General features: G+C 30.5%; 8 protein-coding genes, 1 rRNA gene, 1 pseudogene and 1 other annotated feature. Of the genes and pseudogenes, 8 read left to right on the top strand and 2 right to left on the bottom strand.

The features are described 5' to 3' along the window. A 5S ribosomal RNA gene (gene rrf / locus LGK95_RS21300) occupies nt 1-102 on the top strand; the annotation flags it as partial. 235 nt (nt 103-337) lie between these two features. Here the strand turns inward: rrf and LGK95_RS21295 are convergent. Then, entirely contained in the window at nt 338-1495 is a 1158-nt protein-coding gene (locus LGK95_RS21295; protein ID WP_226126915.1) for a peptidoglycan-binding protein, read from the bottom strand. Nucleotides 1496-1922: 427 nt separating this feature from the next. Here LGK95_RS21295 and LGK95_RS21290 point away from each other — a divergent pair, with 427 nt between their 5' ends. The 4 genes from LGK95_RS21290 (at nt 1923) to LGK95_RS21275 (ending at nt 5508) form a co-directional block, all read left to right on the top strand. Then, entirely contained in the window at nt 1923-2858 is a 936-nt protein-coding gene (locus tag LGK95_RS21290) for an ABC transporter ATP-binding protein (RefSeq protein WP_226126914.1), read from the top strand. Between the two features lie 10 nt (nt 2859-2868). Further along, on the top strand, nt 2869-3993 hold the full coding sequence (locus LGK95_RS21285; protein WP_226126913.1) for an ABC transporter permease: 1125 nt from the start codon (nt 2869-2871) through the stop codon (nt 3991-3993). A gap of 1 nt (nt 3994) precedes the next feature. Further along, on the top strand, nt 3995-5140 hold the full coding sequence (locus LGK95_RS21280) for an ABC transporter permease (RefSeq protein ID WP_226126912.1): 1146 nt from the start codon (nt 3995-3997) through the stop codon (nt 5138-5140). 194 nt (nt 5141-5334) lie between these two features. Continuing rightward, nucleotides 5335-5508 carry a hypothetical protein gene (locus tag LGK95_RS21275; protein WP_226126911.1) on the top strand — a complete coding sequence of 58 codons (174 nt, stop codon included), beginning with the start codon at nt 5335-5337 and terminating at the stop codon, nt 5506-5508. A gap of 148 nt (nt 5509-5656) precedes the next feature. Here LGK95_RS21275 and ilvA read toward each other — a convergent pair whose 3' ends face one another. After that, on the bottom strand, nt 5657-6901 hold the full coding sequence (gene ilvA, locus LGK95_RS21270; RefSeq protein ID WP_226126910.1) for a threonine ammonia-lyase: 1245 nt from the start codon (nt 6899-6901) through the stop codon (nt 5657-5659). Between the two features lie 65 nt (nt 6902-6966). Further along, nucleotides 6967-7199, bottom strand: a binding site (T-box leader). Nucleotides 7200-7430: 231 nt separating this feature from the next. On the opposite strand from ilvA, the gene LGK95_RS21265 reads away from it, so the two are divergent. The 3 genes and pseudogenes from LGK95_RS21265 to LGK95_RS21255 form a co-directional block, all read left to right on the top strand. Next, a complete protein-coding gene (locus tag LGK95_RS21265; protein WP_226126909.1) occupies nt 7431-7658 on the top strand; it encodes a hypothetical protein in 228 nt (75 codons plus the stop codon). A gap of 261 nt (nt 7659-7919) precedes the next feature. Continuing rightward, on the top strand, nt 7920-8618 hold the full coding sequence (locus LGK95_RS21260) for a FadR/GntR family transcriptional regulator (protein WP_226126908.1): 699 nt from the start codon (nt 7920-7922) through the stop codon (nt 8616-8618). 210 nt (nt 8619-8828) lie between these two features. Then, nucleotides 8829-8943: pseudogene (locus LGK95_RS21255) on the top strand (electron transfer flavoprotein subunit beta/FixA family protein); the annotation flags it as partial.

Raw genomic sequence — 8943 nt, 5'->3', positions numbered from 1 at the left:
CTGAAGGTAACACCCGTTCCCATACCGAACACGAAGGTTAAGCTTCAATGCGCCGATGGTACTGCAGGGGTAACCTTGTGGAAGAGTAGGTCGTCGCCAGATTATAAAAAACACTAAGTATAACTTAGTGTTTTTTATTTTTTTGTAAATATAACTGTCCATTTGGGTTATTTGATTTTTCAGCACCTTTAATTGTACAAGGTAAATATATATATCGACAATTAGTAATTAAGCAAAAGATATTATTATTATTATACTGTTTTACAAAAGAGTCGTCCTTGGGAGTAAATTCAAGGACAATAGTAAATTGTGGTACCATATTAAATCCTTTAAAAAATTATTTTAGTTCTATACTATTTTTTAAATTTACAATAAAAGCTTCACCTTTTTTCAATTCGATATGACCTGATTTATAAGGACTACCTTCTACAGTTATATAGACTTTATTTACACCGTAATATCTTCCAACTGTATTAGTAATGCATTGCAAAATCATGCTTTCATATCCAGAGCCTACATTCATTTCACTAACGAGCTCCTTTGTAAAGTCCACATAAACCATACCATCCTTATTTAAATATAAACTTTTAATTTTAGCGTTAGGACTAAGCACCCTGGCTATATTACCTTTTGGTAAAACTTTATAAGCAGCTTCAATTTTTAATCTTGTTATATCGTTAGTTTTAAAAATTAGTTGCTTTTCTACAAAATTAAGATTAATTCCATTTACATTAGGGTAATAAAATTCTAATGATTGAGTAAATGAAACATTAGTCTCTATTCTGCTTAACGAAGATGAAATTTGACCACCATTTGATATAAAAACTGTTTTAACTAAGCCAACATTTAGTGCATAATAGTCTAAGGTCTTAGTTGTTTTATCAGTTGTAGTAACCTCCAGTGTTTTATATTTACCTAAAGACGTGGTTACTTCAACCTCAACATTTGAGATATATCGTTTTTTATTCCCAGTAAGTGTCCAAGTGGTTCCCTTTATTAATGGTTCTTTTAACAAAATTTCTGCATTAATACTAGGACTTTGGGTTAAATTCTCTCTGTAATAACATTCACCTCTAGATAGTAGCATAGTCAACTTGCCATCTTTATTTTCAAGCACTTTAACTATTTCTGTACCGCCGTTATTAGTTCTTAGTTGAATACGGTTTCCAACTAAATAGTCTACTAAGACGTTGTACGAGGCAAATTCATTTCCTTTACCCTCATATACATATTTTGTGTTTTCTTTAAGGGGAAAATAGTCCTTAATAGTAAATAACAACTTGAGTGCCTTATCAATAGCAGCCCAGGTGTTATTCCCCACGATTCCATCCACAACTAATCCTTTAACTTTCTGAAATAATCTAACTGCGGTATTGGTTTTAGGGCCGAATATTCCATCTATTGGTCCTGGGTTATAGCCAAGTTTAGTCAATGATTGTTGAAGGTATCGTACAGCTTCACCGATGCTTCCAACTCTTACAAGAGGTTGTCCCATTTTATATTCCTCCAATATACAATTTATACAAATAATAAACTATATTCTATAGATGAGTAATTTAAGAATTATAAAATCATAGAATATAGTTACTATTTATACTAGTATATTATGTTTATTTTAGATATAAGTGACGAAAGGGTACTATATCTCTACGAAGAGAAAAAAGGATAGTTAAATAAATCTGACCATAACACAGTTTTTTTTTGCATGAATCAATAAATATTAAAGGATAGTATTAGATTAATGTAGAATTACGTAAATAGTATATTTTACAGAATTTATGAATATTGAATAGTATGGCTGAAATATTTAAATGAATTCTTATAATGAGAGGATGGATTTCTACATTTATAGTGGAAGTCTTTTTTTATATACTAAAAGCATAGAAATAATAAAGCTAAAAAAGATTTAAGGGGGCAATAATTTGAATATCGTTAATATACAAGCATTAACTAAAAAATTTGGAGACTTTACGGCAGTTGAGGATATAGATCTTTCCATAAAGGAGGGAGAAATTTATGGTTTACTTGGGCCTAATGGGGCGGGTAAAAGTACGATTATAAACATGATTTGTGGGTTAATTACAACTACAAAAGGTTCTATTGACGTACTCGGAATAGATAATAAGAAAAATCCAGGTGCTTCAAAGAGAAATATTGGTGTAGTTCCTCAAGACATAGCCGTTTATGAAGATTTAACTTGCTACGAGAATGTAAAGTTCTTTGCAAGTCTTTATGGAATTCGAGGAGAGAAATTAAAAAAAAAGGCCCAAGAAGCTTTAGAATTTGTTGGACTTTCTGATAAGGCCGAGAGTTATCCAGCAACTTTCTCTGGAGGAATGAAAAGAAGACTAAATATAGCATGTGCAATTGCTCATACTCCTAAGCTTCTAATAATGGATGAGCCTACGGTAGGTATTGATCCACAATCAAGAAATCATATACTTGAATCCGTAAAGAAATTGAATAAGCTTGGATGTACTATTATATATACAACTCATTACATGGAAGAGGTAGAAGCAATTTCAACGATGATAAGTATAATCGATCATGGCAAGGTTATTGTTTCAGGTACTAAGGAAGAACTCAAATCTATTGTTACAGATAAAAATACAGTTGAAATTACAGTTACTGATGGTAGTGTAATAAAAGAAGAGGAATTAAAGGATATAAAGGGAGTTACAGCTACTAACGTTTCAAAGAATATAGTTAAGATCGATAGTTTAAAAGAAATAAACAATTTAGATAAGATAATTCTTTATTTTACGGATAATGGAATTCCTATTAAGAATATTGAGAATAAGGTGCCAGATCTCGAAATTGTATTTTTAACATTAACCGGCAGAAAATTAAGGGATTAGAGGTGAAGAAATGAATATTATATCTATAATTATAAAGGAAGTAAAACACAGTTTTAGAGACAGAAAATCTATGGCAATGATGATATTATTTCCTATAGCATTAATAGTTGTAATTAGTGCAGCGTTTAATACAAGTTTTTCAAGTTCTATTGATATTGGTAGACCTAAGGTTTTATATAGCATTGAAGCTGCAGATGCTATCTCTGATAATTTTAAAACTGGGTTTATTGAAAGAGGTATGGATTTTAAAATAGAATTTGTAAAAATGGATAATCTGGATTCGGCTAAGAAAAAATTAATTTCTAAAGAGTACGATGCCATTATAGAAATGAAAGCTAATAATAAGATAGAGTTTTACAAGAGCAATATAGAAAGCCTTAAGGCAGGTGTGGTTGAAAGTATTTTGTCTACCTACGTACAGGAGTTTAATGTCATTGTAGAAATTAGTAAAGTTAATCCACAAATAATAGACAGTTTACTAAAAAATAATAATACAAATTATTCTACAATTACTTCTCTTAATAAAACAGCTCAGCCCTCTTCCTTAGATTATTACACAATTGCAGAAATAGCGCTGATAATTATGTATGCAGGAATGACAGGACTATTTGGAATTGCAAGTGAAAAGAATTCAAAAACTAGAGATAGGATTTTAATAAGTCCTGTTAGAAAGTACGAGTTTCTTATTGGAAAAATTATAGGTGGAGTTATAAGTACAATTCTTCAAATTACTATTGTTATATTGTTTAATAAATATGTTCTTGGGGCGAATTGGGGTAATGATATTTATACTGTATTACTAATATTTATATCTCAAATAATAATGGCAATAAGCATAGGTGTTGGGCTTGGCTTTATTTTCAAAAATGAAAATGTGGCTAATGGTGTTTTGAATTTTATGATACCTGTAATGGTGTTCCTTGGAGGAAGTTATATGCCGGTGGATGGTTTTGGAAATAAGACATTTCAAGTAATAACTTATTTATCACCTGTGAGGTGGGTTAATAGATCAATATTAGATGTAATCTACAACAATAATTACAGTAAGGTTCCTACAGCAATTTTAATTAATGTAGGTATAGCATTAATATTTATTGCTATATCTTCATTGTTATTTAGAAAGGAGAATGTTTAATATGAGAAATTTGTTTTTGCTTGCACTAAATACATTAAAAATTACTTTTAGGAAAAAGGCTAATATTATAGTGTATTTAATTCTCCCAGTTGTAATTGTTGTTTTTGTCATGTCAGTTTATTCTTCAATGGATTCAAAACTTAAAGTTGGAATAGATAATAAAGCCACAAATGGAATAATAGCTAAAGATTTTGTTGCTGCTTTAAATGGTCAGGATAAATTTAAAATTCAAACGGTTAAAGAGGAAGAAATAAATGATTTAGTTGTAGAAGGTAAGGTTGATTGTGTAATTACAATACCTGCAGACTTTGACAGGAGTGTTTACAATGCCAAAATCAATAAAATACAGATAACTGCCATTAAAGGGCAAGAAGCTACTACTTGGGTTCAAAACTATGTAAATTACTATGTAAAAAGTCTCATGATGATTGGAAAGGCTTCTGGCGGGGATAAAGCAATATTTAATAAACTATATAAAGGATTTAAGGTTAAGACTCTTAATGTTCACAGTAACGTAGTAAAGGATGAATCCCTTAATAACTTAAAAACTGTTCAAAGCATAGGGTTTCTAATAATGTTTATGCTTCAAGGAGCAACTACAACTTCGGGGCTTATTTTGAAGGAGAAGAAAGAAAAAACTTACTTTAGAATATTTACGACTCCAGTAAACAGCAGAACATATATTGGCGCCAATATACTTGCTAATATGTGCATAATGGTAGCACAATCAATTTTAGTAATATTTGCATCGAAGTATATTCTAAAGTTGACTACTGGAGTACCTGATTTGCAGTTACTTGTAATACTAATTTTATTTGGATTTGTTTGTGTAACATTAGGTATTTTATTAGTTGCGTTTTCTACAACAACAAATCAAGCAGGAGCCATGGCTACTTTAATAATAACCCCAACTTGTATGATTTCAGGGTGCTTTTGGCCTAGTGAGCTTATGCCTGAATTTATGCGCAAAATAGCCGATTTTCTCCCTCAGACTTGGGCATTACAAGCAATTAGAGAGCTACAAAGCGGGAAAACGTTTGGAGCAATTGTGCCTTTACTTGGAATACTTGTAGCTTTTGCACTTGCATTTTTCCTAATTGGAATGTATAAAATGAAAAGTAATGAAAGTGTTAAAAGCTTTATATAGATAATATAAAACATTCTAGATTATAGTTGGGAGAGTTAGAAAAAAAGTTACATTAACGAATTTAACAATTTAAAAACTTATTTAAGACTGTAAGGATTTAGTTTATACTTCCCAGCTATACTTAGCAACAACCTGGATAAACTATATAATGAAATGTATATTTGAAGTTAATTATATACGAAGGGAGAATACAAATGAATAGAAATAAGTTAGGAAAAACAAAGAATTCGGTTAATGAATTAGATGCAAATAAAGGAAGTAGTGGAGTTGCAGACACTCAAATGGCTATAATGTATAAACTGTCCAATATGACTAGCGATGTTTCTGACGCTAATTTAGGAAACGAAACAAAATCAAATAAGAAATAAATTAGTTTAAGATGAGGAAATTATAAATGAATTCCATATGAGGATGAATTAAAATAATAAAAAGAGAGAATTTCCAAGAATGGAGATTCTCTCTTTTTATTCGTTGAAATTTTATATTTCTAGACTTGGTTATACCAATAAAAATATTTTAGTATATCTTATTAACTTTATAGCCCTCATTGTTTAATGCTTTTATAATTTTATTTACATGGTCATGCCCATTTGTTTCTACTGTAATTTCAAGTTGAACTTGCATAAATCGGTCATTAGTCTTAAATTGATTATGATCAAGCTTAACTACATTGGCATTTTCTTTTGATAGAATTGTTGAGACTTTAACAAGTTCTCCTGGTATATCTGATAATTCTATACTGAAGCAGAATAGTCTTCCCCTTGATACCAAACCTCTATCTATCATTGAAGAAATAGTAACAACGTCAATATTTCCTCCACTTAAAACGCAAGCAACCTTTTTACCCTTTTCTTGTATTTTCTTAAGTCCTGCAAAGGATAGGGCTCCAGATGCTTCTGCAATAAGTTTATGTTTCTCTAAAAGAAGAAGAAATGATTCCATTATGTCAAAGTCTGAAACTGTTACAATTTCATCTACATAATTTCTTATAATCTCAAAGGTTAAATTCCCAGGTTTTTTTACAGCGACGCCATCAGCTATAGTACGAACAGTTTCAAGGTTGACAATTTTTTTATTATCTATAGATTCTTTCATTGCTTTTGCACCTTCAGGTTCAACACCTATTATTTTAATGCTAGGCTTCAATGCTTTTGCTGCAAGGGCAATTCCTCCAATTAAGCCACCACCACCAACAGGTACCAGAATACAATCTATATCTTCTATTTCATCGATTATTTCACAAGCTATGGTCCCTTGACCATGCATTACATCAATGTCATCAAATGGGTGTACAAATACAAAATTATTTTCTTTTTCTAGTCTCTTTGCTTCGGTATAAGCTTCATCGTAACAATCTCCGTATAAGACTACAGTTGCACCATAGTTTTTAGTGGCCTCAACTTTAATAAGTGGTGTTGTTTTTGGCATTACAATGGTAGCCACAATACCTAATTTTTCAGCTGAATATGCAACTCCTTGGGCGTGGTTTCCAGCAGAAGATGCAATTACACCTCTTTTTCTTTCTGAAGGTGTTAATGTACAAAGTTTATTATAGGCTCCACGAATTTTAAAAGCACCAGTAATCTGCAAGTTTTCAGGTTTAATATATACGGAGTTCCCACACTCATTGCTAAAGACATCGCTATATATAAGAGCTGTTTTAATAGACACACCTTTTAGGTTTGCCTGAGCTTTTTGAATTTCTGAAAGATGATATTCTAATGTTTGATTTGACAATGATTCTGTTGCTGATTTTTGCATATTTTAAACCCCCAATTATTTAGTTATAATAATATTTAACAAAAAAAATCGACCTTGGAAATAAATCCAAGGACGAGTGTAAGTCGCGGTACCACCTTAATTGTATCTTTAAAAAAGATACCTCTCATTTTGGTTCGTTAAAACCTAAGCCTTTTATCGGGGCTCACCGGCTCATCCTACTTTATTCGGGTAAGCAGCTCAGGAGTGATTTGTATTTTTATCTAGTATCGACTCTCAGCAATCTTCGATTCTCTGTAACTAGAGTTTGTAAAATAACGCTCTCCGTCTTCGCAATAACAATATACTTAATTTAAGATGAATCTTAACATTAAATATCATTAATGTCAATGCTGTAAGATTTAGTTTACTCATAATTTCTTTAAAGTCTTTTGTAGTTAATAAAAAATTTAGAAGCTATTTGTAGATAAAATACCTTGGAACATTAATGGTTTGTATAGAATATTATTTTCAGCATAATATATAATTGTCATATTATTTTTAATATAAAATATAGTAAGTGGTGGTTAAAATGAAAAATAGAGATTGTGATAATTCAATAACTAATGTAATAGCAGCAATTATACCGATTTTATATAGTTTCTTTTTATTTATGGACTTTTACAACGTGAAAGCTATCATTAGAACAGAGCATATAAAGTATTTATGTATATTACTTTGTTTTCTTTTAGCCATACTTAATTCTGAAAATCTATTTGTAGGCACAAATACGAGTATAGTTAAATACAGAGATATATGATTACTTCAGTTTGCAATGTGCTGCTACAATTAACAGGTGATTTCATGAGTAAGTTTCAGCAGATAACAAGGTTTTTAATTTGGTTTTTTACCTTCCTTCACAGTTATTATTATCTTTAAGTGGAAATGAGGAAAATTAAATTTGATTATTGGTGTGAATAGTATTATATATGGTAAAATAAAGAGAAGATTTAACTTGAAAAGATTTACATCACATTGTATTATTAAAATCTATAAAAATATAAATATCCAGGGGGATAAAATGTTTACGCCAATAAAAAATACAAAAGTTTATGAACAAGTAATAGATCAAATAAGAAGGATGATTGATAAAGGAACTCTTAAGAAAGGTGATAAGCTTCCTTCAGAGAGAAATTTAGTTGAGCAATTAAATGTAAGTAGAGCTTCTATTCGTGAAGCACTTAGAGCCTTAGAAGTTATTGGCTTAATAGAGTGTAGACAAGGAGAAGGAAATTATATAAAAGCAAGTTTTCAAGACAATTTATTTGAACCACTATCAATTATGTTTATGCTTGAGGGAAGTAATCCCGAAGCAATTTGGGAGCTTAGAAAAGTACTTGAGGTGGAGGCTTCAGGACTTGCTGCAAAGAGAATAACGAGTGGGCAACTAAAAGAGCTAAGGGAGCTGACTCATAAGTTTATAAACAGCGAGGATGAAGATATCAATGCTGATACTGACAAGGAGTTTCATTATAAAATTGCAGAATGCTCAGGGAATGTTTTAATATTTAACATACTTCGAACTGTTTCAATTCTTGTAGATCATTTCATTGTGGATGCAAGAAAATTAATATTAGTTCATGAAGGAAACAAGGAAATACTATTTTCTCAACACAATGAGATATATTTATCAATCGAAAAACACAGTTCAACGGATGCAAGGCAAGCAATGAGGATACATCTAGATTTTGCAAATAAATATAAGAGTCAAGTAAAATAATTTATAAATATCTAATCCTATGAAGAGCCAAAGGTGAGAGTAATAATATTACTTTCATCTTTAAATTTTCATATAAAAACATTGTTAAATATTTAATAATGATAGAAATATTATAAATAGTATGTTATTATGAAACTACAAGTGGTCAGACCATCTAACCATGAAATCAATGTTTATAATTTCTATACAAAATATAGGAGGAAAGTATATATGAATATATTAGTTTGTATAAAGCAAGTTCCAGGAACTTCAAAAGTTGAGGTTGATCCAGTTACAGGTGTTTTGAAAAGAGACGGTGTAGATTCAAAGATGAATCCATTTGATT

Origin of the sequence: Clostridium algoriphilum (assembly GCF_020443705.1) — a bacterium.
GTDB classification, from domain to species: Bacteria; Bacillota; Clostridia; order Clostridiales; family Clostridiaceae; genus Clostridium_AD; species Clostridium_AD algoriphilum.
This window is presented reverse-complemented; position numbering and strand designations above follow the sequence as displayed.